The sequence below is a fragment of the Serratia sp. Ae19-1 genome (assembly GCF_059801225.1).
In genome coordinates this window covers 289,578-315,336 of the sequence record NZ_JBCHWD010000003.1, presented here as the reverse complement: position 1 = coordinate 315,336, position 25,759 = coordinate 289,578, and the positions used below count along the sequence as shown (strand labels likewise).

Below are 25,759 nucleotides of genomic sequence, written 5' to 3'. Positions count from 1 at the left end.
GCGTAGAGATAATAAGGAAATTATATGATACGTAGATCATTCATATTGGTGATTGCCTTGCTGCTGTGTGCGGTGGTGTGGTGGATTGGGCCGCTGATCGCCATCGGCACCTACCGCCCGCTGCTGTCGGTCTGGGTCAGAGGCATCATTATCGCTCTGATCCTGTGCTGGGCGCTGTGGCCGTTCGTGGCGACGTTTTTGTCCTGGGTGTTCCGCCACGCGCGGGCCCCCGCTCCGGCCAAAAGAAAAACCGCGCAGCGAGATCGCGTCACCTCGCGTTTTTACGACGCCTTGCGCACCTTGCAGTACGTCGGCACGTCGAAGCAGCGCACCCCCTGGCAGCGCTTCAAGTACCGCCTGACGCGCCGTTATATCAGCGAAAAACCCTGGTTTTTGGTCATCGGGCCGCCGGGCAGCGGCAAAACCTCGTTGATCGGCGAAAGCGGCGAACGCTTCTTGCTGGCCGAACACTATGGGCTGCAACAGACGGTGGATGTCGGGCCAACCCAGGATTGCAACTGGTGGCTGGCGGAGAATTCGGTGTATGTGGACACCTCCGGTGAATGGCTGCAGCTGAACGGCCTCGGCGATGAGGGTGCTAGGGCGCGCGATACCCTGTTCAAGCTGATCAGGCGCCACCGCCGCCATCCGGGCATCGACGGCATCATGCTGTGTCTGGATGCGCGTTGGTTGCTGCACGCTTCGCTGACCGAAAGAAAGTCGGTCGCCGACGCGCTGCGCGTGCGTCTGCTGGAAATGGCTTCGTGGTTCCGCAGCGAGCTGCCGGTCTATCTCACCATCAGCCACCTCGATCAGCTGGTCGGCGGCGAAACCTTCCTGTCCATGCTGGGCGACGATCTGCTGCAAAACGGGATGGGATTCAGCCTGAACCGCGCCGCACAGGGCGAAACGCCCTTCGAACAGTATGAAACCCTCTACCGGGAGATGGTGGCGCGCGTCAGCCATCATGTGCTCGAACTGCTGCACGATGCGCCGGACGGGCAAAACCGCCAACAGCTGCTGTTCTTCACCGAGTCGCTGGGATCGCTGGGCAACCCGCTGTATTCCCTGTTAGAGCAGATCTTCCCGCAAACGCCGGTGGGCTACGCCTGCCATTTGCAGCAGGTCTGGCTGGGCAGCACCATCGCCCTGCCGCCGCAGGGCGCGATTTATAACGCGGAAGCGGCGGATATCTATGAAGCTCGCCCGACCGGGCGCATTTATCACCCGGAGCTGAATTACGCCCGGCAAGAGCGTGGGGTGATGCAGCAGTCTTCTCACGCCAGGCCGCTCGGCAGCCGCATGAGCTCCCTGGGCCGCTATGTGCTGGTGCTCATTCTGTTGGCGGTCTCTTTTAACCTGCTGGCGATGCGTTACCTGTGGGAGAGTGATTACATCTCCTACATTGCGGCGCGCTTTGACGAAACGAAGCGCATCGTGCGTGAAATACCGGTCACTAACCGCGTCAGCGACGATGTCATTTCCGCCTATGAGCAGTTGGGCTATATGAACGCGCAGCTGGGCGGTGAGGTTTCACCGGTGCCGAATCCCTATTTCGAGCACAAGCTGATCAACAGCGCGGCGCAAAAGACTTATCAGCGCCATTTGCTGCAGATCTTCTGGCCGGCGGTGGAAAACTATATCGCGGACGAACTCAAGAATGACGTATCGGCGTCCAACAAGGACGTCTACGGCACGCTGAAAGTGTATCTGATGATGGGCGAGCCTTCGCACCGTTCCGCCGAGGCGCTGGTCGACTGGTTCATGACGCGTTGGGATAGCTTCATGCCGCAAGGTTACACCGACATGAACAAAGGCATCTTCGCTTACCACCTGCGGGAAATGTTTTCCCTGCCGAATGCGCCGGTCATGAAAATGAACGGCGACTTGCTGCGCCTGGCGCGGGTGAAAGCGATGAATATTCCGATGCAGGTGCGGGTGGTGCGCCGCATCGAAGAGAAACCGCTGCCGGCGGCGATCAACGACATATCGCTGGCCGACGCCGCCGGGCCGAACGTGTCCTTGATGCTGCGCCGCAAGAGCCAGGCGACGGTGACCGATACCGCCGTGCCGGGGTTCTATACCCGCGCCAGCTACCGCGATGTCTTCCTGGCGCAGCTCGATGACGCCGCCAGGGATATGATCGAAGAAGAGTCCTGGGTGCTGCGCGACAGCCCGGAAGGCAAAAACAAAGTGAACTCATTGGCCTCCGCACAAAAGTTGGCCGATGAAGCGAGAAAGCTTTATCTCATCGAATACGCGGACAAATGGGATGCGTTCATGCGCGACGTGCGCGCCCGGCCGGTCAACGGGCTGGAGGATGCGGCGATATTGGCGCGTCAGCTGTCCGATCCTTCGTCTCCGTTGGCCAACCTGGTGCGTTTCGCCGCGCGTGAAACCAGCATGACCGGCACCAACCAGGGCGATGCGGCGAGCTGGTTCGATCGCCAGCGCAATCGCCTCGAACAGCAACGGCGTGACATCCTCGGCGAGATCTCCGGCGAACGTGCGCGTTTTCGTCTTACGCCGGAACGCGCGGTGGAAGATCGTTTCGAGTTGCTTCGCCGCTTGGGGTATCAGCTGTTGCAGACCACCAATGCCAGCAACGATCCGCTGAGCCGCAGTTTCGAAGCGCTGTACAGCCAGCTGACCACGCTGTCCACCTCATTGCGCGGTGGCCAGGTGGTACCGGCCGGCGGCACGCTGAAACGGCTGCAGTTGGATGCGGCGCGTCAGCCGGAACCGGTGCGCAGCGTCATGATGGATCTGTTGCAGGTTGGGGACAGTCAAACGATCCAGCAGAGCCAGAAGAACCTGAGCAAAGGGGCTTCGTCGCTGGCTTCCGGGTTGTGCAAGGGCAGCATCAGCGGGCGCTATCCGTTCTCGCGCAACGCCAGAGCGGAGGTCGGCATCGAGGACTTCTCGCGCATGTTTGGGCAGAACGGCGCAATGCAGCAGTTCTTCGATGAAAACCTGGCCGCTTACGTGGATGTCAACGCGCAGAAATGGAATGCCAAACCGGGGTCGGAGGGGATCGTCAATGCGAGCACGCTGGGCGCGTTTGAAAATGCCCGCTTGATTCGCGATACCTTCTTCAGCGCCGGCGACAAACTTTCATTCTCCATGTTCATCAGACCGCTGTCTCTGACCCCGACCATCACCGAAGCGACCCTGGACATCGATGGGCAGGTGATTAACTACAGCCATGGTTATAGCCAGCCTACCCGCATCGATTGGCCGGGCCCGAAAGGCGGCAGCTATGTTCGACTGACCTTCCGCACCGGCACCGGCCAGATCCAGGTCGCCAGTTTCGACGGGCCCTGGGCCTTATTCCGGATGTTCGACGCCAGCAATCCGGTGCCGCTCGCCAGCGACAGGCGAGAGCTGACGATGTCGATGTCGTCGGTGGTTGGCGTGCTCAAACTGGAGTTGCGCTCGACGATGAAAGATTTCCCACTTTGGTCACGGGCGTTGCGAGGATTCTCGTGCCCGAAAGCGATGTAAACACAACCGTAACGAGGTGATAAACATGTTAGATCCAGCCAAAATTTTAGAAACCATGAAAGCCGGCGGCAATTTGGGCACCAACTCCCAATCGTCGCTGAGCCAACCCTTTATGCAAGGCGTCAGCAATATTCAAATGTCGGGGCCCGACGCGGCCAAGTCGGTCATGAGTAACGTGACAAAATCTTGCGATGATATGTTCGGTAATATGAAGGGCATTTTTAATGGTCTGCAATCGAATGTGAACGCACACCAAAAAATGCAAACGGGCGAGCAGCCGAAAGATTTTAATGTTTCCATGGACGATCTTCGTCCGGCGATTGCGAAAGGGTTCCCGCACGAAATGGCGGACTTCTTTTCCAAAGTGCCGAAACTGTAATCAACAACTCGATGGATAAAATACCGGGAGGTGGAAATGCCTCCTGGTATTCACAAGGAGTGGTGCGATGATCTATGACTGGATGCTTAAAAACGCCAATAAACGCATGGGTTTTTTCATCATGGTGATACCCAGCTTGTTTTTCTGGATAATGGTTTTTCTGACCTTTTATATTTTTTGATTCTTTGATGTAAAAAAAAGCACCCGCAAAGGTGCTTAAAATGAAACGAATTAAAAAAAATAGTAAGGGATGATTATGAGTTTTTATTACAGTTTCGAGATGATCTGCAACCCGCTGGAAATCAGCGCATCGACGGCCAGACCAATACCTTTACCGATGGTGCCGACAACGGTTTTTGCATCCGGATTAACACCGGCAATCGCGGAAATGGTATCAATACCGGTTCCCACTGCACTGCCAATCAGTGTACCTACGTCACCAAAAAAACCAGCACCGTTAACTTGTTCAATTTCAATTGCGGATAGTTCTTTCATGATTGAAACTCCTTTTTCAGTTAGCCCTTTACTTCAGGCAATTTCATTATTGCAAATCAGGTCTTTTTTTCAACAAAAGTGTTGTCATTTTTTATACTATTCTGTTGTTTGTTATTTTAATTTGGCATCGTTAAATTATATGTTATTGGATCCTGATTTTTCATATCGCATTTACCCTCAGCGTTCACTGCGCAATAACGCTTGTTATTTAAAAATCTGAATGACATCTACCCGAAGGGAGACCGTATGAAGATATTGACGACGCCGGAAAGACCTTTCCGCTATGATGAGCTTGCGGAAAAAATTGTCGTAGAGGCCAGAAGCCGCTTGGGGTGCGCCGCTCTGCGGTTTTTAGACTGCATGATCCAGGGGTATGGCCCGCCGGTGATTGTATTTGATATCTATAATAATCACGGTAAGTTGCAAACGGTTAAAGTCATTCTGCCCATTGGCAGTCATAAACAGTTAAAAAAAGATCACCTCGGGCTGATTGCCTGTCTGGAGGCTAAAAAACTGACGCGATTAAAAAAAATATAAAAATTACTCAGATCGACACTATTTATTACCTCTGTTTGCTCTGCGTCACGCCGGTAAAAACGCTTTCCCAGCCTGGTCGTTCTTGCTCCGGCCGCCGATGAGTTCATCTTTTCTCAATCAATCGCCATGAAAGTTTTGCAGTCACTTGCAACCGTAAAGTGTAGCTTTTTTTTATGCATTTTTTTTACAATAAGATTAATATGGTTATAGACAGTTTTTTTATATGGCTTGCCAGGGGAACGGCACGCCTCGAGATAAAGCATTATCCCGCCTTTCTTCTAAGTAAAATCCTAATACATAATCGGATGCTCTTAACAATCAATTCAGCGCCGCGTTATGTTCCATATTATGTTTTTTTTCGATATTTATCTGGATATATTGCGCTCTTGGAGTAAAATTAACTTATCGAAGAAAATTCTTGGTACCGTACCACGGATGGCAATGATGCACTATAAATATATCTTACGGTAACCCTTTACCTTGTAAAACGCGGTGCTTCCCCGCGTCTTGCTTTTGCGTACTCTCCAGGGCTGATGAGCTTATATCGTTATATATAAAATACACCTTTTGCGAGGCGAAGACGTTTCCGTATCGCATATAACGCTTTTTTATTAAGAAGCATCTCAAAAATAAAAAATAATCACAGCAGGCATATTGCAGTAAGGAGAGTGGGCAAGCGCAGTCAAAAGGGAGGTTTGTTAATGGAGCGCGTCAATATTGCTATCGTCGATCAAAATCAATTTTTCAAGCTTGGGTTAGGTCTGGCCTTGCAAGAAGGTTTTCTCACGAATGGTGTCAAGGCCAGGATCACGGGAGAGGAAAGGGCCAACATTATATTCAGGGCGCCGGATAAACGGGTGTCTATCAACTTTTGCCATACCCAGCTTTTGCAGGGCAATTTTTCTTCTATTCCGCTCTATTTTTCAATATTGGAGCATAAAACGATTTTTCCGAAAATTCATTGCAATTTAGAGGCCGGAAGCATTACGCGCAAAGACGGCGTGGCGGCGATCGTGGATAAGGTCATGTTGAGCTATCGCAAGAAAAACAGTTTAGTTTCAAGCTATTGCCCACGTTGCCGTACCCAACTGACCTTTAGCGAGGGAAAAGTGTGCCGCCTGATTCACCTGGGATATTCGCAAAATCAAACGGCGATGTTGCTCGGCATCAGCCCGAAAACGGTCAGCATCCATAAGCGCTCAGCGATGAGAAAACTAAACATCGATAATAATATTGAATTCTTGCGCTGGTTAAAAATGCACAGCGACTCTTGTTAATAGGATCGAGGGCAGAGACAGTCTGATTCCGTATTTTATACCGGAGCGGGGTGGCAATCGTTCATTGATTACCGCCTGGCATGGAATAGGTTTTATAGGGAGATAAAACATGGCTGATTTCGTGAGGGAAACGGTTTCCCATAATCATTTCAAATTATTGCAAGAGCTTTACGGCAGAGATTTGGGCGGGGAGCGTTTCCTGCACTGGAAGCATCTGCTCGATCCGCATTGTGGGGCCCCAATGGAAAAAACTGGCATATTCTACAAGGAGCAGGAACGCTACCTCGGGATGTTCGTATCCAGCCTTTATCCCTTTAAAATCAATGGTGTTTCTTTCAATGTCAATATGCTTGGCGATCTTGGGATCCATCATCAGGTAAAATCCTCCACCGTATTGAAAGACTTTTTCCTGCAGGCCAGGCGGTCGGATGTGGCGGCGGATATCTGCTTTTCCGATGACCGTAAGATCAGGGTTTATGAAAAGATTTTTAGAAAGTATTTAACGTCCAATACGCGAATCTATCCCTATGTCGAATTAACCTTAAAGCCTGATAAGTTTATGGCCTTTCGTTTCGCTGAGGGGGGGCTCGCTCAACAGGCAAACTTTATCAATAATTTAGGGCGAGAAAAGGATCATCACGCATTTGAGTATATTGAAAAGCATCCCCTGTATCATAAAATTCATTATATAAATAAAGGGAGCCTTTACGCCGTGATCGGGTGTTCTGGCGAGTGCGCCGAACTATTGGATATTTCCAATCCTTCCAGGGAGTGCTTTTCCTGGGCGATCGGGGTTTGTCGGCACCTGCATAGCCGTTGCAAAGTGATGGTGCCCATCGCTTTTTATAAGTCGGTTTGCGCTCAGGCGGCGGAGGTGATTTCAGAAAAGCGCATCAACATGTTGATCGGCTATTACTCACAAAAGATAAGCGAGCTGATGCCGAAAGACGTTTGGGTATGCCGCATGGATCGCCGTTAAGCAGGGCACGTGTATTTTAAATGGAGTGTTTGTCATGGAAGAGATTCCTGTATCACCCTATTCAAACGTTTTTATCGATGAATATGACCGCCATCCAGAGGGCTGCAACTACAACGTATTGGTGCTGCAGCGTATTGAGGGCGTGCTGGATCCCATCAGATTGCAAGCCGCGCTGAATGCGTTGGTGCAAGATCATGTATTGCTGAACAGCCATATTCATGAACAGGATGGCGAGCTGTATTGGCGTCGCAATGACGCAATCTATCCTCTGCAGCATTACACGGACCGCACGCTGTTGACGCAAGTGATTCGCCAGCCTTTCGATATTTACCGCGGGCCTCTTTATCGTTGGGCGCTCTTCGCCGAGGGAGAAGGGCGCTATACCCTGGCGTTGGTCGGCCACCATCTGGTGATTGACGGCGCGTCTTCCGACGAGTTTTTCTCATTGGTAAGCCAGTACTATCGCCAACAGCGGCTGACGACGCGCATAGAAGCGGCCGAGATCGCCGTCATTAACCGGCAATTGCACCGGGAGGTGGAACAACTGGCCTCCGCGGGGGCGCTGGCGCACTGGCATGCCGAAGCGGCCAATTTGAGCACGCTTGAGGTGCCGTTTGAGCGAAGCGGCGCCGGGCGCGTGGATGTGGATGAAGCGGGCGAGTTGCGTTTCCAATTTCCCAAAGCGCAATGGAAAGCGCTGAAACAGGCCTCGGGGATACGGCGAATTAATGACTTTCTGGCGCTGCTGGTGTTGTGGGGGATCTTGATGGCGCGCAGCGGCAATCAGGAAACTGTCTATATCAGCTATCCGGTGTCGATAAAGAAGGGGCAAAAATTTGCGCTCGGTGGGCATGTGAACACCAGCGTGCTCCCCGTTTCTTTACGCGATGGCGCGGGTTTTTCCGATGTTTATCGACGCGCTTTGGCATTTATTACCGCCGCGGCGCCGCAATCGCGCCATCGATTTAATCAGCTGCCCACGCAAGAGGTGGTGCGAGCGTTGGGTATTCGCTCATTGCCGATTTCCTTCGCCCAGACCAACTTGCGCGACGAGGCATTGTCGCTGGCCGATTGCGTCACCTCGCCGCTATTCGAAGCCAACCATGATATGGCCAGTGCGACGCTCTCTCTGGAGTACGAGGATCGGGCCGATGGCGACGCGTTGCAGTTTCGTTTGCGCTTTCGCCAGGGCCTGTTTGACGAGGAAGAGATGCGTGACTGCGCGGCGCATTTTATTCGCCTGATGCAACAGGCGATGAGCGCACCTGATGCCCCTTTAAGCCACATCGCCTGCTATCCCGCCGCCGAGCGGTTGCCGCAGAATGACGAAAGCCCCGTGCAACCGAGGGAAACCCTCAGTGCCCGTTTTGAAGCGATCGCGCAGCGGTATCCGGAAAATATCGCGCTGGAGTATGAGGGGCTGCGCGTCAGTTACCGTGAGTTGAACGGCCTGGCGAATAGCCTGGCGAGAGAAATCGTGCTTCGCTATACGTCGCTGACCGGGGCCGCGCCCCAGGCGGACACGCCGATCGCCTTGTACAGCGAGAAAAGCCTGGAAATGGTCGTGGCGCTGCTGGCGGTGCTGAAAACCGGCGCGGCCTACGTGCCGATCTCTTGCCATTATCCTCAGGCGCGCATTCGGCATATTCTTGAGGAAACCCGCTCGGCGTTGCTCATCGCCGGGCAAACTATGCAGACCTCGGCGCAGGCGTTGGCCGCGATGCTGCCGCATCCCCCGTCCGTGCTGACATTGGGCGACCTGAGCCGCCTGCCGCATGAACGGCATAACCTGCCGGTTATCACCGCCGCCGAACGGCTTGGCGCTGTCATTTATACCTCGGGTTCGACGGGAACGCCGAAAGGCGTGATGCTCGAACAACATGCGATGTGCCAATTGGCGACCGCGTCCGGCATCGCGATTACGCCCGAAGATGTGTTGTTGTTCCTGTCCAGCCCCGCGTTTGACGCGGCGACGTTCGAAGTGTGGGGCGCATTGCTCAACGGCGCCAAACTGGTGGTCATCCGTGATACGGAGGATATCGCCGGGGATGTGCCGCAGCTGGAGGCCTTGTTGCGTCGGCAACAGGTGTCGATTCTCTGGGCGACGCGCAGCCTGTTCGATCACCTTTATCTCAGCAATGCCGACCTGTTTTCCGGGCTGCGCTGTTTGCTGGTGGGCGGAGAGGCGCTGACCGCCACGCTGATGCAGCGCCTGGTGCGGCAAACCAACCGACCACAGCAGGTCATCAACGGCTACGGCCCAACCGAATGCACCACGTTCACCACCCTGTATGCCATCGCGGCGGACGAAACCCGCAGCAGTATTCCCATCGGCAGAGCGATACCGGGGCGCGAGCTTTATGTGCTGGATCGCTGGCTGCAGCCGCTGCCGCCGGGCTTGGCCGGCGAGCTGTATATCGGCGGTTCGGCGCTGGCGCGCGGCTATCTCAATCAGCCGCAACAAACCCAGACGAGTTTCATCGAACTGAATGGCCGGCGCTTGTATAAAACCGGCGATCGGGTGCGTTGGCTGCGCGACGGTAATCTGGAATATCTCGGCAGAAATGATTGCCAGGTGAAAATCCGCGGATTCAGGATTGAACTCAGCGAGATAGAAAGCGCGATCAATGCCCTGGAGGGCGTCGAGAAATGCGTCGTGGTGGATGTCGTCCATCGGGACAGCAAGCGTCTTGCCGCCTACTTGCTGATGACGCGGGGCGTGGCCCTGGATCCTGCCGAGTTCCGCTCACGGCTCGAGCGCGATTTGCCGGATTATATGGTGCCGTCCAGCTATGTCGAGATCGAGGAGATCCCGTTGACGGTTAACGGCAAGTTGGATCGCTCGGCCTTGCCCACGCCGCAATTCGCGCAAAACGAGCGTTATGCCGCGCCGGAGAACCCGCTGGAGGCGCTGATTTGCTCGCTGTGGTCGAGCATTCTCGGCGTGGAGACCGTGGGGGTCGACGACGACTTCTTTCGGTTGGGGGGCGATTCGATCCAAAGCATTGTGTTCACCAGCGAATTGAGCAAGTCGGGTTACCACAGCAACTCGCGCGCGGTGTTCGAAACCAGAAATGCGCGGGCCCTGGCCAAGCGCATTCTGCGGCAGCAAGATGCGGTGACGACGCTAGACGAACAAGGCGAGCTGCAGGGCGAATTCGAACTGCAGCCGATTCAGCGTTGGTACAGTGAGCTGGCGCCGAAGCGCGACGCCTTCTTCAACCAGACATTTTTGGTGCGGGTACCGCCGATGTCCGCCGAGCAGGTCGCCGATCTGGTGGCCGCGCTGGCGGAGCAGCATGACATGTTGCGCGCGCGTTTTAGCGTCGATGACAACGGCGTCATCGTGTCGCAGCGCTACCTTTCGGCGGCCGATGGCGGCCCTTCATGGGGCTACTATGACCTGGCGCTGTGTCGTCAAAGCCGCGCCGAGCTGCTGCGGCAATGGCAATCGGGGTTTGATCCGGCAGAAGGGCCGATGTGCCGTTTCGTTTATATCTTTGACAGCAGCGCGCCCGGCTATGCCCTGATGTTCTGCGCGTTTCATCATCTGATCGTCGATGTGGTGTCCTGGCGCATCATCGTCAGCGACATGCAGCGGTTGCACCTGGGGGAATCGCTGTCGGCAAAAGGCACCAGCTACCGCCAATGGGGAGAGCGGTTACGGCAATACGCGGCAACGCAGAAAGACCAATGCGCTTACTGGCTGGCGATGATCGCCGGGCAGCCCGATTATGCCCGGCTCGGCAGCGCGGCGCAGCCCCCCGAATTTTGCCGATTCGAGTGCGACGCGGCGTTGACAACGCTGCTGGTGGACACTTGCCATCAGGCCTACAACACCTCGATCCGCGAAGTGCTGTTAGCGGCTCTGGCGCCGGTGCTGCAGGCTTGGCACGGCAGCGCGGACAGTTACCTCACGCTGGAACACCATGGCCGCGATATCAATGACGATAGGGTCCGGCTTGAGGGCACCGTCGGCTGGTTCACCGCCCTGGCGCCGTTGCGCATCACCGCGCACGAGTGCCAAAAAACCACGTTGCGCGCCATCAAGGACACGTTGCGAAAGATGCCCGATCACGGCATCGGTTACTCGGCGCTGAAATACGCTTCAGCGTCGGGCGATGAGGCGCTGGCTTGCCTGCGGCGGCACCGCCTGCCGGCCATTTCATTCAATTATCTCGGGGTGTTCAACGAGCAGGCCGACGACGCGTTATGGGCATTGATCGACCAAACGGCGGATTTGGAAAATGGCGCGATGCCGGTGAGCGGCAACGTATTGGATCTGGTGCTTTATGTTCACGACGATCGGTTGAGCATCGTCATGTCGGGTTTGCTACCGCATGAAACGCTGTCGCGGATCGGCTCGCACTATGTCGACAGCCTGTCGGCGCTGGTCGAGCACTGTTGCCACGAGGCGAGTAACGGCGTTTGCCTCGCCAGCCCTGGGGACTTCCCCCATGCCGATGTCAGCCTCGCCGAACTGGATCGCTGGCAGCAGAAGCATCGCCTCGCCGCCGTTTTCGAAGCCACGGTGACCCAGCGGGAGCTGATGTATTTCAACCGGCTCAACCGCGAGTATCAGATTGATCAGGCGGTTTATGAGATCGCGGGGCCGTTGCAACCGGAGGTGCTGAATCAGGCGTGGGCGCTGGCGCTGCAGCGGTTTGAAATGCTGCGCGCCGGATTTGGCGATCAAACCTGCCGCGGCCGGCCCAACGTCTTCATCTGCGAGACGCTGCAGGCGCCGATCGCGATGGACGATTGGTCGAATGCATCACCGCCCTCTCTGGAAGAAAGGATGGAGGCGCTGTTGGCCCGGGAGCGGGAAACCGCGTTTGAGCTGGATGCACCGCCGTTGATTCGCTGGTGCCTCATCAGGCTGAACGCGGATGAGCATTATCTGGTGCAGACCTTTAACCATATTTTGTTTGACGGCTGGTCGCTGGGGGTGTTGTTCGGCCAGTGGTTCAATGATTACCTCGCCTTGTTGGCGGGCAGGGTGCCGGCGCTGGAGATTAACCGCTTCGAACCTTTTGCCGCCTATGTGCGAACGCACGGCAATGATCCCGAAGCGCGGGCCTTCTGGGCGGACTATCTGCAGGGTGCACCGGTCAATCAACGCTTGCCGTTGGCTGCCGCACCGGCTATCGCGCCGCAGGGGCGCCGGATGCGTCAGCATTGCGATGAATTCTCCAGCGCGCAGATGGCGCGCCTCACCGCATTTTGTCGGCGACAGGGGATCACCGTCAACCAACTGACGCAGCTGGCCTGGATGCTGGCGCTGGCCGAAGCGTTGGCTTGCGATGACATCGCGATCGGCACGACCATGAGCGAGCGCCCTGCCGACATTGAGCAGGTGCAGACGCTGTTTGGCCTGTGCGTCGCGAGCCCGGTGCTGCGGCTGCAGGCGATCCGTCAACGGCCGATTTATGCACTGCTGGATGACATCGCGGATTCACAAACTTTCAGGCAGAAGTACGCCTTTTCCGAACTGAATCGTTACGACGAGAATTGGGTGCCTACCCCGCCGTTCGGCAGCCTGTTCGTGTTTGAAAACATGCCGAAACCGGCGTTGGATCCGCGGCTGCCGTTTCACTGTCGCGTGATGGACATCGTCAGCGGCAGCAATCACCAAACGGTGCTGTGCCTGTTCCCCGAGGCGGAACGGCTCGCCATTTCACTGTTTTATGATTCCCACGAGATCGCTCGGGAAACCATCGACGAATTAGGCCGACGTTTTCTGATTATCGCGCTCGCAATCGCCAATCTTCCGCCCGACAGCGACATCAGCGCTGAGGACGGGATTATCCAGGCTGAGGAGGCATGATATGTGGCTGGCCATCGACGGCAAAATTAAATACCGGGCGATCGTGAGCGATCTTGACGGCACTTTGCTCGATCCTTCGGGAAATTTATCCGATCTGACGGTGGAAACGCTCAACATTTTACACCGCCGGGGGCTGGAAATCGTCATCGCGACGGGGCGCTGCGATGCCGATGCGCGTGGGATCGTGGACGGGTTGGGGTTCTCGCCGGTGATTGTTTCCTGCAACGGCGCGATGGTCAACATCGAAGGACAGACGGTGGCGGATAAAAACTATTTTTTGCCGGTGGAGCTGCAAGCGGGGTTGATTGACTTTTTATTCGCCAGCCCGTTCCACGTGACCCTGTTCACCCGGGAGGGGTGGATGATGGCCGAAGAGAACCCGCTTTTTTCTGACTATGTCAAAACGTCGGGCGTCGCCTGCCGCTATGTCGAGCCTGCGGCCATGAAGCGGCAGCAGATATTAAAAGTGCTGGTGCATGGCGATGCGGCGCAGATTGAGGCGCTGTTCGACGAGGTCAGTCTGGCGTTTGGAAAAACGCTGTCCATCTGTAAGTCCTCCACGGAAACGATAGACATCATGGATAAGCATGTTTCCAAGGCCAGAAGCGTGGCCGACTATTTGAATTCCAAACAGATAGCGATGCGCGATTGCCTGTCTTTCGGCGATGCCATGAACGATCTGGATATGCTGCGCTGGGCCGGGACGGGCGTGGTGATGGGCAATGCCATGAGCGAATTGAAACACGCTCTGCCGTTGAATCCGGTTGCGCTGCCCAACAGTCGCAATGGCGTCGCAGATTATCTCTGTCGTGAATTCGGTCTGTTCTGACGTTTTCACCGGGTGCGTTTTATTGGCGGAAAAAAGGAGGTGAACAGACAGTGAGGGTCTCATTTTCTTAAAACGGAACACTTTCGATTAATGCAAAGGAGCAAGTATGAAAGAACTGACTGAAGCAGAAGTCATGGCGGTTTCCGGTGCGGGCATCGCTTCCGACGCCGGCAAAATCCTGGGTACCGGCATTGGCGCCATCGTGGATGCCGGCACCAGTCTTTTCGGTATCCATGCGGATGCGGCAAACGCCGGTGCAAAACTCGGTGAAGGCATTGGCGCCGTCATCGATGCCGGGATTAGCGCGTTCTCGCAGTTGTTCGGCCGCAAATCCTCTTAAGCCTCTAATGAAAAGTGCCCGCAAGGGCACTTTTAAATCAACCGCGAGCGCGGCATAGAGAACGGGGCGGGAGGATGAATGGCGAATAAAATCATGCTGATTATGGTAATCAACCTTTTTGTGGCGGTGGCATTGGCGGTGTTTAACGTCATCTATATCCAAAAGAAGATGGATATCCGCTACCCCAGTGACACTACTCCCTTTCAGGTCGCGGAGAAAGCGCAGGCCAGAATCGTCTCCATGAGACAGACCTCGGTATTCTTAAACAACAATCCCGTGGTGGCGTTCACGTTGGAAATCAATGCCAGGAGCAGGCAGTTCACCTTGACGGATCATCGCGAGGTGGTGCTCTACGTCGCCATGAGTCGTTATCAGGAAAACAGCATTTACAGCGTGCTGTTGGGAGAAAACGAGAAAGACGTGGCGTTCGAAAAGGACAGCTTCGGCTATCCGATATTATTTCATCGTGCTTCATGAGGCCGCTGATGCCTGTTTGCCGCTTCGCCAGCCTGAAGGGGCGAAGCAACGTCAACCATCGTGAGGGAAACATGTTAAAAATATCCGCTTACATGATCTTGGTTTGGTTGGCGCTGGCTGTCTGCCGGTATGCTGCGGCCAACGAGGAAGACATCTGCTTTGTGGGTGAGTCCCCATCGCTACAGACGGTCATACCTTGCTATAACCAGCAGTTGGCCACGCTGCCTCTGTCATTTTCATTAAAAAGCGTGGATAGCGGTCATGACACGGAAATTCGTCATTATCGGCTGATGTCGCAATCTTGGTCGCCGCAAGACGCCATCCGGCCGACGCAATGGTGGCACGACGTGGACATTTATATTCCCAACGGCGCTCTCAGCCGCAAAGCGCTGCTGGTGATGGACGATGACTGTGCGTGCAGCGCTGCCGGACCGAAAGCGACAGGCAATCAGAAAGCGGCGTTTTCCGCCGAGGCGTTGGCGGCGCAGAGCAAAACGGTGGTGGTGGTGGTCAATCGGCTGCCTTACCCGTACCTGGAATACCAGAATGAGGGGCGCCGCCGTTCAGGAGAGGAGAGCCGAGCCAGAGGGTGGCGATTGTTCCTGGACGATGCGGATGAATATTTGATGATGCCGCTGCATATCCCGATGACGGCGGCGCTGTCGCAAGCCATGACGCTGGCGCAGCGCGAGTTGCGCCAATGGGGGATCGACAAATTTATCGTCGCGGGCGTGGCTGACGGAGGAACCGCGGCCATGCTGGCGGCGCGTTCAGATCAACGCATCGATGCTGTGGTTGCCATTTTCCCTGATGGGATCGCGGCGCGGCAGGTGATGAAGCATACCTATCGCACGTATGGCGGGCGTTGGCCTTTGGCGTTCCATCCTTATTATCAACTTGGCATCGATCGGCGCATAGAGACCCCGGCGTTTGACAAGCTGATGCAAATTGAGGATCCCACCGCATACCCCTTGCCGGTTGGGCGCGAGCGGCCGCCGGTGCCGAAGTACCTCATCATCGCCGGCGGCGACGAGCGTTATCCGCCCGACAGCACGCGATTTTATTTGCATAAACTGCCGGGGGAAATCTCGCTGCGAGCCATCGCCGACGGCGATCGCGCGGTAAGCCGGCAGGCCGCCGAACGCGCTGTTCTGGCTCTGGTGAATCGTCGACAGCGTGATATTGCGTTACCGACGATCGAGGTGCAGAGCAGCCCCTCAGAGGCTGCATTGCGCACGCTGCGCTTTTCCGAACCGCCGGTTAGGGTGTCGCGTTGGACGGCGCATAACCGCGCGGCCCGAGATTTTCGTTACTCGTGCGGCGTGCGTTTTACTTCGGCGCCGCTGGCGGCAGCGGGGGAGAACCGCGGCGAATTTCGGCTGGTCACCCCTGCGCAGGGATGGGCGGCCACCTTTATCGAAGCCGAGTTCAGCGATGGCTATATCGCGACCTCGCCGGTATTTATCACGCCTGACGATCGCTATCCGATCGCCGCGCCGGCAGGCGATGGCCTGGCGTGTGAAACCTTACCGGGCAGAGGGCTCGGCGAGGATTATCGCCATGACGATTAATCACGCTAAAAAATAAGGTGGAGAGGGGCATATTATGCGTTGAGCCTGGAACGTGCGGATATGCCGCTTAATTAGCCTACATCAGAGGGGAACCGTTTTCTATTGCCGGCGCCTTCTGTTTGCATCATTATTGCGCTGATTTTATCGTCAGCGTTTTTCTATTTTATGAAGTGCCGGTAAATGCCCGTTCTCATGGCACCACATCTTCTTATCTTTGCTTTTCTGCTGCCGAAATTTGCTCTGTCGCCGAAACGTGATCCCCCTTTGCAAGATATCAATTCCGCTGGCATCTGGCCTGCTTGGGATATTTTTACTTTTTATGACGGCTCCTATTATTTCGCCTGTTGGCTGAGGTGGAAATGAGTGGATTAGCTTGTGCGATAGCGTGAAGGTCGGGCGAAAATAGTTTTCTGTTCGCCCAGGCGAATGAGTTGGGAAACATCGTTTTTTTGGTTTTTTTAAAATAAAAATAAGAATGATGCCAATTCGATTTAGGGTAATTATCTTTTCTCATTCTTACATTGATTTTATGTATTGCTAAAGAGGGAAAGCCAAGCATAATTAACTGTGAAAGGGGCGGAGCTCCTATTCTCCTTGTCACGGGGTAGCCGTGATGGGGATATTTTGCAGTTTATCTAATCAAAAGGAGAAGTACCCATGATGGAAAAAAAAGTGATTGTGTTGGCATTGGTTGCGGCGACTTTTTCGAGTGCTCTACCGGCCCTGGCGGCAGACGGGCAGGTTAATTTTACCGGGAATATTGTTGATGCCGCATGCAAGGTCACAAATGACTTGAGTAATCCATTAAATGTTGTTCTGGGCGACGTGGCCCGAACGGCATTTGCGGGTGGCAAGGGATCCACGTCCTCGGCGACTAAATTTACGCTGGAAGTGACGGATTGTCCTGATACGGTGAAAAGCGCTACCGTTAAGTTCGACGGTGCGGCCGACAATGGCGACAGCAACGTATTGCAGCTGACCCAGGAAACGGATGTCGCCACGGGTGTTGGCATCCAGCTGTCTGATATTTCTAACAATGTTCTTCCGCTTTACACCGCCTCAACGGCCTATCCGCTGGCCTCCGGCAGCGGCGTGAAAAACAACCTTGATTTTACCGCGCGTTATATTTCTACGCTTGCGGATGTGACTGCCGGTAAAGCCAACGGTGTCGCCACCTTCACGCTGAATTACAACTGATAATATTTTCTTGCCCGCTGGTTTCCAGCGGGCCGTATTGCCTCGGAGATAATATTATGCGGTTTAGTCGCTGCAGTGCCCTGGCGGGCTTCGTTTTCTTATTGTTTTTTTCCACGGCTCAGGCCGGTGTGGTTGTCGGCGGAACGCGAGTGATTTTCAACGGCGAAAAAAAAGAGGCGTCAATCAGCGTCGATAACCCGGACAGCGAGCCTTATTTGATTCAGTCCTGGTTGGATAATCAACAGAGCGGCGTCGATAAGATTGCATTTATCATTACGCCGCCTTTATTCCGCCTGGATGGTCACCAGGAGAATATGTTGCGCATCGTGCGTGTTGGTGATGACTTGCCGAAGGATAAAGAGAGCCTGTATTGGATGAATATAAAATCCATTCCTTCGACAGAACATACGGCCAAATCTAACACGTTGCAGATCGCGGTGAAAACGCGCATCAAACTTATTTATCGCCCCGCGGCGTTGCTCAAACAGGTTCCCGAGGATGTGGCTCAACAGTTGACGTGGCAACGCGTCGGCAAGGAATTAAAACTGACCAATCCCACGCCTTATTATATGAACTTTCATTATGTTCGCATCGGTGGGCGTGAAATGAAAGAGGTGACCTATATCGCGCCGATGAGCAGCGAAATGTTTTCAGTGCCGGTTTCCGGCGCATCGTCGGTCAGCTGGAAATTAATTAATGACTATGGCGGCACCGGTAAGGAGCATCAGTCAGGTATTTAACCGCCTGGGGAAGGGCCACAGCAGGAAATAACAAATTCAATAATGGAGCTAATGAATGATAACGCACAAGCGTATGTTAGCGAAGCGGGATGCTTGGCTGAAACGCGTAGTCTTATTCACGGCAACCACGGCGGTATGCGGCAATATGGCCAATCCTGCCTTTTCTCGTGACTACTTTAATCCGGCGTTGCTGGAAACGGGGCGTTCGGGCCAACAGCATATCGACCTGTCGGTTTTTGAAAACGGCAACCAAGTGCCCGGCAAGTACCGGGTGGATATTTGGGTGAATGACATGCTGATGGAGACGCGTGAAGTTCGTTTTGTCATCAAGCCCGGCAGCGACGATAAAGCGGGTTTGCAGCCTTGCCTGACGAAGGAGGATCTGCAGCGGCTCGGCGTGAAAGTCGAGCGATTTCCCGCGTTGAACCGCGCTGAAGAGTGCGTGAATTTGGCCGCTATTCCGCAGGCCACGGCGCAATTTCAATTTAACCGCCAGCGGTTGATGCTGAGTATTCCCCAGGCGGCGTTGGAAAATCGGATACGCGGCTATGTGCCGCCCGAACTGTGGGACGAAGGGATGCCGGCGATGCTGCTCAACTATGGCTTCACCGGCAGCAACAGCAAGGGGCGCGATCGTTTTACCCAGAGCGCCAGCAGCTACTACCTCAACCTGCGGCCAGGCTTCAATCTGGGCGCCTGGCGGGTGCGAAATTATACCACCTGGAGCTACAACAGCGGCGGCGGAGGGCAGCCGTCTGAAGATCGCTGGGATACCGTCTATACCTACGCCCAGCGCAATATCATCAGGCTGAAGAGTTTGCTGACGCTCGGTGAAAGCAGCAGCCCGTCCGATGTGTTCGACAGCGTGTCGTTTCGCGGTGCGCAGTTGGCGTCCGATGACGATATGTTGCCGGAAAGCCTGCGCGGCTATGCGCCGGTGGTGCGCGGCATCGCACGCAGCAACGCGCAAGTGGTGATTCGCCAAAACGGCTATGTCATCTACCAGAGCTACGTCGCGCCGGGTGCGTTCGAGATTTCCGACATGTATCCGACCGGTGGCAGCGGCGATTTGGACGTGACTATCAAAGAGGCGGACGGCAGCGAACAGCATATGACCGTTCCCTTTGCCAGCTTGCCGGTATTGCAACGCGAAGGACGCCTGAAATACTCGCTGACGTCGGGCCAATACCGCACCTACGATCACAGCGTGGAGAAAAAGATCTTCACGCAGGCCAGCCTGATTTATGGCTTGCCGGCCGGCTTCACGCTCTATGGCGGTGGACAATTCGCCGGCCCGTACCAATCGCTGGCATTGGGAGCAGGTAAAAACCTGGGGGAGTTCGGCGCCCTGTCGGTGGACGTGACTCAGGCCTGGGCAAAACAGGAACACCAAGCGAAAAGCGATGGCCAGTCGTGGCGCGTGCGCTACAGCAAAAACATCGTTGAAACCGGCACCAACTTCGCCATTGCCGGCTATCGCTATTCGACCAGCGGATATTACGGGCTGCAGGAAGTGCTGGATACCTATCGCGGCGGCAACCGCTACGCCCCGATAGATCGCCGCAAGAACCGCGCCGAGATTACGCTCAGCCAGAATTTATGGCAGGGGGCCGGTTCGCTGTCACTCAGCGCGGTCAGCGAAGATTACTGGAACTCCGAGCGCAGCATGCAGTCGCTGGGGGCGGGTTACAACAATAGCTGGAATGGCATCAGCTACGGCTTTAACTACAGCTACAACCGCAATTCTCAGGCTATTTACGGTGATTCAAACCGAGGGCAGCGGCGTATTTACGATCGCGACCAGCTGTTTGCCTTCAATATCAGCGTGCCATTGGAGAAATGGCTGAGCAATACCTACGCCACTTACAGCCTCAATACCAGCCAAAAGGGCAACACCAGCCATACGGCGGGGCTCAACGGCACGGCGCTGGCCGGCAATAACCTCAACTGGAGCGTGCAGGAAGGGTATGGCAATCAGGGCCAGGGCAACAGCGGCAATGCGAATCTTGACTGGCGCGCGACTTACGGCGAAGTCGTCGCGGGGTACGCCTACGATCGCAGCCAGCAGCGCGTCAACTATGGGGTGAAAGGCGGAGTGATCGCTCACGAAGACGGCGTCACCTTTGGCCAGCCTTTTGGCGAGACGGCGGCGCTGGTGACGGCGGCCGGCGCCAGCGATGTGGCGGTCGGCAACCAGGTCGGGGTGAAAACCGACTGGCGCGGCTACGCTATCGTTCCTTACGCCACGCCTTATCGCAACAACTCGATTCGTCTTGATGTGGAAAGTTTACCGGATGATGTCGATCTGGCGTTGACCAATCAGTCGGTCATTCCGACCCGCGGTGCGGTGAGCCGGGCGAACTTCAAGGCTAACGTCGGCAACAGGATCTTGATGAGAGTCACGGATCCGCATGGGGTTCCTCTCCCTCTGGGCGCCAGCGTACGCGATGCCGGGCATTCGGCGCAGCCGTTCCTGATTGGCGGCGATGGGTTGGTTTATTTGTCCGGCATGGCGGAGCAAGGCCGGCTCATCGTGCAGTGGGGGAGAAATGCCGAGCATCAATGCCGCATCAGTTATCAACTGCCGGCGGAGAAACCCGCAGCAGGGATCCAACCCCTCAATGGAGTTTGCCAATAAGTCTCGCTCGGTATCCATCATGACTTGTTAAGTGAGAGTGAAAATGAACGTTTTTCTCAGGATATTCCGTTACGGCGCCCTGCTGTGGCTGGCAACGCTAACGACGTTGGCCTATGCCGGCACCTGTAGCACAAATGCGAAAACCATCCGCATGGGGTTGCTGACCCTGGCCGTGGATCCGCGTATTGAAATCGGCGAGCAGTTGGCTGTCCGTACGGAAAACAGCATCAGCGGCACCACGTTTTCTTTTCTTTGCTCGGGCTCGGTGGCCTATCGCTCCATGTCGCCGCTGACGCCGAGTGCGCTGCCCGGCGTGTTTGAAACGGGCATTGACGGCGTAGGGGTGACGATTTCAGACCTGTGGCAGAGCAATAAGAACGTGCCTTTCAATACGGCGATTTCGCCCAATCTGCTGACGCCGTGGATCAACCGCAACGATGTCAGGCTGACGTTCATCAAAACCGGCCCGATAAAAACCGGCGGCGATATGGGGGGGAAGATTATCGCCAGATATTATCTGGACTCGACCTCGGTATTGGATTTGAGCATTTCCGGCATGAAGGTCATTCAGAAAAGTTGCCTGGTTGATTTGAATTATAAAAATCAGACGGTGAATTTAGGCAGCCCAAAACGCAGCGAGTTTAACGGGGTCGGTAGCAGCGCGGTTTCTTCGGAACGCAACTTCTTCGTGGTCTTGCAATGCCAGGAAGACAATATTCCGGTGCAGGTGACGTTTGAAGCGGCGGGAAGTTCTCCGGGCGTAGGCATGATCGATATTGCCGACGGCTCCGATGCGGCAAAGGGCGTTGCTGTAGAAGTCTTGGACGAGAACCGTAATCCGATCGCTTTTTCCCGGCCGATTAACTATCACACTGCTGCAGAAAAAGAGATCAGAATTCCCTTAATGGCGCGATATAAGCAAACGGGAGACATTAGCCCCGGACAGGCCGATGCGGTGATGACATTCACGATTACGCAGAATTAAGGGAGCCTCATCAAAATATAATGTCGTTTTTTCCCGCGACATTATTGGTGGCATCCGGCGCTGCAGGCCGATGCCAATGCAATGACAACACGCATGTATGGCGGTGTTTGTCCGTTTAAATATGGAGATTAACCTATGAAAGAACTGTCTGTTATCGAAATGAATGAAGTGTCAGGCGCCTACTCCTGGGATATGAGCAATGGACTGGCCGGCCTGATTGGCAGCGCCGTCGCGAATGCCGCGGAAGCCGTTTCGTCGGTCGCTTTGGGCGCCTCCGTCGGCAGCATGGCGGGCGCCGTTATCGGCGGTAAGCACGGCGGCGACGGCGGCGGCCTGCTGGGCGTCGGTTCCATTGGCCAGGGCGTCGGCATGGTGGCCGGCGGCATCCTGGGCGGGGTAGCCAGCGGCGTAGCCGCCGCCGTTATCGGCTGGGATACCACCCTGGAATACTCCAAAAAAGGCCTCGATGGGCTGATTAACGGCACCATCAGCTAAATCAATATCGTTGTCCAAGGCCGCAGCGTTTTCGCTGCGGCTGTCTCTCGGTCAGGCATGCGCAGGCTCTTCCTATGAGTGAAAATAAGAGCAGAAATATTTTCCGCCAGGAGGCGGTTAATTATCAACGTCAAAGATGGACCGGCAGAGCGCTGTTAATTTCCGGTGCGTCGAGCTATGTGATTGCCGTTACGTGCTTTATTTTTATTCTTATTTTAGCGGGCGCGCTCTATTTCTGTGAGTATACGCGCAGGGTCGATGTCGAGGGCGAGGTGATCAGCATTCCGCATTCGACCAACGTTTTCTCCTCTCAATATGGCTACGTGAATCGATCTTTTCATCAGGCCGGTGATGTGGTGGAAAAAGACGAACCGCTATACGTCATTGATGTTTCGCGCAGCACGGCCTCAGGCAATGTCAGCCATATCGCCGCCAGTGAAATCAACAAACAGATTGGCAATCTGGATTCGATTATCAGCAAGCTGAATAAAAACAAAGACGCCATGCTGGATAACCTGAGAAAACAGATCAATAGCTATGAGTTAGCGTATAAAGAAACGGAAAAACTTAATCTCAATGCCCGAGACGGCATGGAAAAAATGAGGGAGAGTTTAAAAAACTATGAGCATTACCTGACCAAAGGATTGATTACCAAGGATCAGTTGAACTATCAGCGTTCGCTCTTTCAGCAACAGCAGAGCTCCTATCAGGCGCTCAACAGCCAAAAGATTCAGCAGAATATCCAGCTGTCGCAGTTGCGCAGCGATCTGCTTATTCGCGCCGCCGATTACGACAATCAAATTTCGCAAAGCGAATCGCAACGCAGCGAATTGCAACGTCAATTGGCGGAATCCAATGCCGGCGACCAGGTGATCATCAAAGCGCCCCTGAAAGGGAAAATCGAGTCTCTGAGCGTGACCGCCGGGCAGGTGGTCGAGAGCGGCAGCAGCCTGGCGCAGATCAAGCCGATTGAAAACATCAAATATTACCTAGTGTTGTGGCTGCCGAATAACAGTTTGCCCTACGTAAAAATCGGCGATGGCATCAACATTCGCTACGAAGCTTTTCCCTCGGACAAATTCGGTCAGTTCCCGGGGCGAATTGAGTCGATCTCCTCTGTTCCGGCTTCGCCGCAGGAGATGTCGGAATACAGCAGCGGCAATAAAAGGGAGAGGAACGCCTACTACAAAGTGTTGGCGTCCATTAGCGATACGCAATTCAGCGACAAAGGAAAATATCTGGAAATCAGCAGCGGGCTGCAGGCCAGAGTGATTGTCTTTCTGGATAAGAAACCGCTTTATCAATGGGCGGTAGCGCCTTTGTACGACATAAAAAACAGCGTGGTGGGGAGAGTCGATGAAGGATCATAATCTCTTTGAACGGATCAACGAGAAGTTAATCTTCTCTCTGCGCAAACGGGTGCCGAGCATCTTGCAGTCGGAGTCATCTGAATGCGGCCTGGCGTGCCTCGCCATGATTTCATCCTATTACGGGTTTAATGTGGATATGCTGAGCCTGCGGCAGCGATTCGGCATCTCCACCCAAGGCGCGACCCTGGGTACCATTTCACAAATCGCCTCGCAGATTCAGCTCAAGACGCGCGCGCTGTCATTGGACATCGATGAAGTCAACCAGTTGAAAACGCCCTGCGTATTGCATTGGAACATGAACCATTTCGTGGTGCTGGTGAAGGTTCGCCGCGCCAGCTTTGTGATCCACGATCCCGCCTTCGGGCGCAGAGTGATCGGCCTGCAAGAGATGTCGAATCATTTTACCGGCATTGCGCTGGAGCTGTGGCCCGACAGGGCGTTTCAGAAAGAGACGCTAAAGACCCGCTTGCGCCTGCTGGATTTGATGAAAAACATCGAGGGGCTGCCGGGGACGCTGCTCAAGATTTTTGCGTTATCTATCGTCATTGAGTCGGTCAACCTGCTGCTGCCCGTGGGGACCCAACTGGTGACCGACCATGTCATTCAGGCGCACGACTACAGTTTGCTGACGGTCATTTGTTTGGGGTTGATCTTCTTCACCCTGTTTCGCGCCGTGGTCAGTATTGCCAGAGCCTGGATTTCCATCGTACTGGGGACGCTGACCGACATTCAGTGGAAGACAACGCTGTTCGAGCATCTGTTAAAGCTGCCGCTGGATTTTTTCGAGAAACGGCACCTGGGGGATATTCAATCGCGATTCTCCTCGTTGGATGCGATCAGAACCACCTTTACCAATAATATCGTCAGCGGGATCATCGACGGCATCATGACGGTTGGCCTGTTCGTGATGATGATGGTCTACGGCGGATGGCTGGTCTGGGTCGTGTCAGGCTTCACCCTGGTCTATATCCTCATCAGGATGATGACTTACCGAACCTACCGCCAATTCTCGGAAGAACAAATCGTCAAGGCGGCCAAGGCCAATTCCCATTTCATGGAGACGCTGTACGGCGTCTCCACGGTCAAAGCGCTCGGCATCAAGGACACGCGCTCCAGCTATTGGCTCAATTTGAACGTCGATGCGGCCAATACCAATATCAAAATCACCCGATTCAATATGATGTTCGGCGGGATCAACACCTTCATCACCACGCTAGATCAGGTGGCGATACTTTGGCTCGGTGCCATGATGGTCATCGACAACTCGATGACGCTCGGCATGTTTATGGCGTTCAACGCCTACCGCGGCCAGTTCTCGCAGCGGGCTTCCAACCTGATCGATCTGGCGATCGGGCTGCGCATGCTGTCGCTGCATAATGAGAGGATATCCGACATTGTGTTTACCGATGCGGAGCCGGAATCCGCGCCGCGGCAGATATTTCAACCGGGCAAGGGCGTTGCCGTCGAGGTTAAAAACCTCACCTATCAATATGACGCGCTGTCCCGGCCGATATTTAAAGACCTGGACATGTGCATTGCGGCCGGTGAAAGCGTGGCCGTGGTGGGGGTCTCCGGCGCCGGGAAGACCACGTTGCTGAAGGTGATGTGCGGCTTACTCAGCCCGACCTCAGGCCAAATATTGGCCGACTCTATGGATATCCATAAAGTGGGGGTGAATAACTACCGTAATGCAATCGCCTGCGTGTTGCAGGACGACCGGCTGTTCTCCGGCTCCATCGCGGAAAACATCAGCGGTTTCGAAGTCAATGCCGATAAGGCGTTGATTGTCGCTTGTGCGGTGCACAGCAACATTCACGATGAAATCATGCAGATGCCGATGGGCTACGAAACCCTGATTGGCGAGTTGGGGAACGGCATCTCCGGCGGGCAAAAACAACGCTTGTTTATTGCGCGTGCGCTCTACCGGCGGCCGAGCGTGCTGTTTATGGATGAAGCGACCAGCCATCTGGACGTTGAGAATGAATTGGCGATCAACCGGGCGATATCTTCATTGAATATCACGCGCGTGATTGTCGCCCACAGAAAGTCGACGATCGACTCGGCAGATAGGGTAGTGGTGCTGGGGGCGGCGAGCGGTGACCCGGCGAGCAACGGCTGA

The 25,759-nt window shown here is 54.9% G+C and carries 18 protein-coding genes; 17 read left to right on the top strand and 1 reads right to left on the bottom strand.

The window, feature by feature from the left end; genetic code table 11:
• Window positions 1-24: 24 nt before the first annotated feature.
• Together tssM and AAIE04_RS11685 are read left to right on the top strand one after the other, a co-directional pair.
• Entirely contained in the window at window positions 25-3,504 is a 3,480-nt protein-coding gene (tssM, locus tag AAIE04_RS11690) for a type VI secretion system membrane subunit TssM (protein WP_025159872.1), read from the top strand.
• 25 nt (window positions 3,505-3,529) lie between these two features.
• Entirely contained in the window at window positions 3,530-3,883 is a 354-nt protein-coding gene (locus AAIE04_RS11685; protein WP_004935323.1) for a DUF6277 family protein, read from the top strand.
• Window positions 3,884-4,150: 267 nt separating this feature from the next.
• Here the strand turns inward: AAIE04_RS11685 and AAIE04_RS11680 are convergent, their stop codons facing one another.
• A complete protein-coding gene (locus AAIE04_RS11680) occupies window positions 4,151-4,378 on the bottom strand; it encodes a hypothetical protein (protein WP_019453435.1) in 228 nt (75 codons plus the stop codon).
• Window positions 4,379-4,624: 246 nt separating this feature from the next.
• On the opposite strand from AAIE04_RS11680, the gene AAIE04_RS11675 reads away from it, so the two are divergent.
• From AAIE04_RS11675 to AAIE04_RS11605, 15 genes are all read left to right on the top strand, one after another.
• Window positions 4,625-4,915, top strand: coding sequence for a hypothetical protein (locus tag AAIE04_RS11675; RefSeq protein ID WP_019453436.1), 291 nt, complete (start codon window positions 4,625-4,627; stop codon window positions 4,913-4,915).
• Window positions 4,916-5,616: 701 nt separating this feature from the next.
• The gene (locus tag AAIE04_RS11670) at window positions 5,617-6,192 is read left to right on the top strand and encodes a helix-turn-helix transcriptional regulator (protein ID WP_019453437.1); all 576 of its coding nucleotides are present in this window, start codon (window positions 5,617-5,619) and stop codon (window positions 6,190-6,192) included.
• Between the two features lie 109 nt (window positions 6,193-6,301).
• The gene (locus AAIE04_RS11665; protein WP_498056647.1) at window positions 6,302-7,171 is read left to right on the top strand and encodes a hypothetical protein; all 870 of its coding nucleotides are present in this window, start codon (window positions 6,302-6,304) and stop codon (window positions 7,169-7,171) included.
• A gap of 34 nt (window positions 7,172-7,205) precedes the next feature.
• Window positions 7,206-12,998 carry an amino acid adenylation domain-containing protein gene (locus tag AAIE04_RS11660; RefSeq protein WP_498576976.1) on the top strand — a complete coding sequence of 1,931 codons (5,793 nt, stop codon included), beginning with the start codon at window positions 7,206-7,208 and terminating at the stop codon, window positions 12,996-12,998.
• A 1-nt stretch (window position 12,999) separates the two neighbouring features.
• Window positions 13,000-13,827: an HAD family hydrolase gene (locus AAIE04_RS11655; RefSeq protein WP_498056645.1), complete on the top strand. Its 828-nt coding sequence runs from the start codon at window positions 13,000-13,002 to the stop codon at window positions 13,825-13,827.
• Between the two features lie 106 nt (window positions 13,828-13,933).
• Window positions 13,934-14,167: a hypothetical protein gene (locus AAIE04_RS11650; protein WP_498576975.1), complete on the top strand. Its 234-nt coding sequence runs from the start codon at window positions 13,934-13,936 to the stop codon at window positions 14,165-14,167.
• 78 nt (window positions 14,168-14,245) lie between these two features.
• Window positions 14,246-14,644, top strand: a complete 399-nt coding sequence (locus tag AAIE04_RS11645; RefSeq protein ID WP_019453442.1) for a hypothetical protein — start codon at window positions 14,246-14,248, stop codon at window positions 14,642-14,644.
• A 71-nt stretch (window positions 14,645-14,715) separates the two neighbouring features.
• A complete protein-coding gene (locus tag AAIE04_RS11640) occupies window positions 14,716-16,215 on the top strand; it encodes a PhoPQ-activated protein PqaA family protein (RefSeq protein ID WP_498576974.1) in 1,500 nt (499 codons plus the stop codon).
• A 657-nt stretch (window positions 16,216-16,872) separates the two neighbouring features.
• Window positions 16,873-17,412 carry a fimbrial protein gene (locus AAIE04_RS11635; protein WP_071532816.1) on the top strand — a complete coding sequence of 180 codons (540 nt, stop codon included), beginning with the start codon at window positions 16,873-16,875 and terminating at the stop codon, window positions 17,410-17,412.
• Between the two features lie 56 nt (window positions 17,413-17,468).
• Window positions 17,469-18,152 (top strand): fimbrial biogenesis chaperone, encoded by a 684-nt coding sequence (locus AAIE04_RS11630; RefSeq protein ID WP_025159869.1) that lies wholly within the window; start codon window positions 17,469-17,471, stop codon window positions 18,150-18,152.
• A 55-nt stretch (window positions 18,153-18,207) separates the two neighbouring features.
• The gene (locus AAIE04_RS11625) at window positions 18,208-20,790 is read left to right on the top strand and encodes a fimbria/pilus outer membrane usher protein (protein WP_498576973.1); all 2,583 of its coding nucleotides are present in this window, start codon (window positions 18,208-18,210) and stop codon (window positions 20,788-20,790) included.
• A gap of 43 nt (window positions 20,791-20,833) precedes the next feature.
• A complete protein-coding gene (locus AAIE04_RS11620) occupies window positions 20,834-21,775 on the top strand; it encodes a fimbrial protein (RefSeq protein WP_025159868.1) in 942 nt (313 codons plus the stop codon).
• Between the two features lie 135 nt (window positions 21,776-21,910).
• On the top strand, window positions 21,911-22,270 hold the full coding sequence (locus AAIE04_RS11615; protein WP_019453448.1) for a hypothetical protein: 360 nt from the start codon (window positions 21,911-21,913) through the stop codon (window positions 22,268-22,270).
• Window positions 22,271-22,344: 74 nt separating this feature from the next.
• Window positions 22,345-23,640 carry an HlyD family secretion protein gene (locus AAIE04_RS11610; RefSeq protein ID WP_019453449.1) on the top strand — a complete coding sequence of 432 codons (1,296 nt, stop codon included), beginning with the start codon at window positions 22,345-22,347 and terminating at the stop codon, window positions 23,638-23,640.
• On the top strand, window positions 23,627-25,759 hold the full coding sequence (locus AAIE04_RS11605; protein ID WP_019453450.1) for a peptidase domain-containing ABC transporter: 2,133 nt from the start codon (window positions 23,627-23,629) through the stop codon (window positions 25,757-25,759). The genes AAIE04_RS11610 and AAIE04_RS11605 overlap by 14 nt, the downstream gene beginning before the upstream one ends.

Bases quoted from the DNA above. Each gene is read 5' to 3' on its own strand.
- tssM (WP_025159872.1), top strand. From the start codon at position 25: ATGATACGTAGATCATTCATATTGGTGATTGCCTTGCTGCTGTGTGCG.
- AAIE04_RS11685 (WP_004935323.1), top strand. From the start codon at position 3,530: ATGTTAGATCCAGCCAAAATTTTAGAAACCATGAAAGCCGGCGGCAAT.
- AAIE04_RS11680 (WP_019453435.1), bottom strand. From the start codon at position 4,378: ATGAAAGAACTATCCGCAATTGAAATTGAACAAGTTAACGGTGCTGGT.
- AAIE04_RS11675 (WP_019453436.1), top strand. From the start codon at position 4,625: ATGAAGATATTGACGACGCCGGAAAGACCTTTCCGCTATGATGAGCTT.
- AAIE04_RS11670 (WP_019453437.1), top strand. From the start codon at position 5,617: ATGGAGCGCGTCAATATTGCTATCGTCGATCAAAATCAATTTTTCAAG.
- AAIE04_RS11665 (WP_498056647.1), top strand. From the start codon at position 6,302: ATGGCTGATTTCGTGAGGGAAACGGTTTCCCATAATCATTTCAAATTA.
- AAIE04_RS11660 (WP_498576976.1), top strand. From the start codon at position 7,206: ATGGAAGAGATTCCTGTATCACCCTATTCAAACGTTTTTATCGATGAA.
- AAIE04_RS11655 (WP_498056645.1), top strand. From the start codon at position 13,000: ATGTGGCTGGCCATCGACGGCAAAATTAAATACCGGGCGATCGTGAGC.
- AAIE04_RS11650 (WP_498576975.1), top strand. From the start codon at position 13,934: ATGAAAGAACTGACTGAAGCAGAAGTCATGGCGGTTTCCGGTGCGGGC.
- AAIE04_RS11645 (WP_019453442.1), top strand. From the start codon at position 14,246: ATGGCGAATAAAATCATGCTGATTATGGTAATCAACCTTTTTGTGGCG.
- AAIE04_RS11640 (WP_498576974.1), top strand. From the start codon at position 14,716: ATGTTAAAAATATCCGCTTACATGATCTTGGTTTGGTTGGCGCTGGCT.
- AAIE04_RS11635 (WP_071532816.1), top strand. From the start codon at position 16,873: ATGATGGAAAAAAAAGTGATTGTGTTGGCATTGGTTGCGGCGACTTTT.
- AAIE04_RS11630 (WP_025159869.1), top strand. From the start codon at position 17,469: ATGCGGTTTAGTCGCTGCAGTGCCCTGGCGGGCTTCGTTTTCTTATTG.
- AAIE04_RS11625 (WP_498576973.1), top strand. From the start codon at position 18,208: ATGATAACGCACAAGCGTATGTTAGCGAAGCGGGATGCTTGGCTGAAA.
- AAIE04_RS11620 (WP_025159868.1), top strand. From the start codon at position 20,834: ATGAACGTTTTTCTCAGGATATTCCGTTACGGCGCCCTGCTGTGGCTG.
- AAIE04_RS11615 (WP_019453448.1), top strand. From the start codon at position 21,911: ATGAAAGAACTGTCTGTTATCGAAATGAATGAAGTGTCAGGCGCCTAC.
- AAIE04_RS11610 (WP_019453449.1), top strand. From the start codon at position 22,345: ATGAGTGAAAATAAGAGCAGAAATATTTTCCGCCAGGAGGCGGTTAAT.
- AAIE04_RS11605 (WP_019453450.1), top strand. From the start codon at position 23,627: ATGAAGGATCATAATCTCTTTGAACGGATCAACGAGAAGTTAATCTTC.